This window comes from Noviherbaspirillum sp. Root189, assembly GCF_001428545.1.
Taxonomy (GTDB): Bacteria; Pseudomonadota; Gammaproteobacteria; order Burkholderiales; family Burkholderiaceae_D; genus Noviherbaspirillum.
Map to the genome: position 1 here is coordinate 1 of NZ_LMHZ01000077.1, position 1,573 is coordinate 1,573.

The 1,573-nt window shown below is 50.3% G+C and carries 1 protein-coding gene and 1 pseudogene; one reads left to right on the forward strand and one right to left on the reverse strand.

Translation table 11 applies throughout. The features are described 5' to 3' along the window. Positions 1-474 precede the first annotated feature (474 nt). A complete protein-coding gene (locus tag ASE07_RS26380) occupies positions 475-927 on the forward strand; it encodes a hypothetical protein (RefSeq protein ID WP_057293797.1) in 453 nt (150 codons plus the stop codon). A gap of 325 nt (positions 928-1,252) precedes the next feature. Here ASE07_RS26380 and ASE07_RS26385 read toward each other — a convergent pair. Continuing rightward, positions 1,253-1,435, reverse strand: a pseudogene (locus tag ASE07_RS26385) (transposase); the annotation flags it as partial. Positions 1,436-1,573: the final 138 nt, after the last annotated feature.

Consider the following 1,573-nt stretch of genomic DNA (forward strand, 5'->3'; position numbering starts at 1 on the left):
ACCTGCTTCCAGGCCCCTGTGTCAATGGCACGGCCACGAGGGACACGGAGAATCGACGTCTACGGCCTTAAAATCGGCCGTCGTCTTCAATGCTTCGGAGAGGCTGCCTACAGCCAGTGGGTTCTCCTGGAAGCCAGTCCATCGATCCAGTTGAATTGGACGTTCACCCGTTTCTATTTACCCCAGGCGACTGACAACGGATACAAGCTTGTACAAGATGCACAGATCCTGGGACGAATTCGCTGCAATTCATAGCAAGGCCTGCTTAGGCAGCAAGCTCGAAATTCCGATGGAATCCTTTACTCGGGCAGTAGAGATTGTGCTGAAGGAGAGTGAGTTGCAGGATAGTCCGGACTTCCGTCCATCGGTGGAGATGTGGAGGTATGCGGTACGTAACTCCGGCTATGTGCAAGCTCGCGTAGCAACCGCTCGAATTCAGCGGGAATTATCATCGTTCGTGTAGAGGGCAGGGCGATGACGTTGCCCATCATGTTGTTTGATGACCGCAAGCTAAAACCAGCATTTGGGTATGTGTTTGACCCAAACTGGTTGCAGCCATACGAATCGATCGTCTCCATCCTGTGGAAATACGCAAGGCAAAATCGGTTGCCGGGTCACTTGATCACTTTGCAGCTTACCAGGAAGGCAATTGACCCGTATGAAGGCATTGCCGCATGCGAGCGGCAGGTCGACATCCGCGAAGTACAAAATGCATTAGGGCTGCGTTTGAAACGGTACGCGAATCGATGCTTCCAGAAGCACTACACCGATCAAGCAGTCCATGGCTGCGTTATTGTCAAAAGTGCCTTAATGCGGGCTATCACAGCGTCGTACATCAGCTCAATAGGGTTGAGAAGTGCCCTATCCATGATATTGCTCTGTTATCCAGCTGTCGAAATTGTGGAGCATGCACGCCATACTGGTTGAATGCATTGTTACTGGATGCACCATACCGGTGTAGTAAGTGCCGTGCAATCTATCCTGGCATGCTGCCGTCATTATCGAAAAGGTCTCCAATGCAGAAGTGGGGGCGAACCGCAATTACGCGTGCCCGATTTGGATAAAAGTGGCTATGGATATTTCCTAGGAAAATAAAAGCGAAAATTTGTAGCCAAAATTACTTCGCAGTCGGTCTTCTACGCGATCTCATCGCATTTCAGCGTAAGTTATTGACTCATTTTAGGAAGTTTCTAGAGAAGAGACATGTAGCTAAAATTACTTACGCGTTTCAGCCAATTTTAGTTCTGTCTACGGCTTCCAACTCCTTCATCCGCGCTATCATCGAGGTGTCCATCCCACCGTACTTGGCGCGCCACTTGTAGAACGTCGCGGAGCTGATACCCAGCTCCCGGCACAGCTCCGGCACCGACAGCCCGCCTTCCACGCGCTTGAGCGCTTCCATGACCTGGCTATCTGAAAACTTCGACTTCTTCATGCAGAACTCTCCCTTAATGAGAAAATTCTACTTCTGATCACGATGCATTCAATCGGTCAGTGCAACACCTCGGCCAGTTTATCGGCTGGCGTTTGAAAGCCAAGCGTTTTCCTTGGTCGAGTGTTCAATTTTAATGCG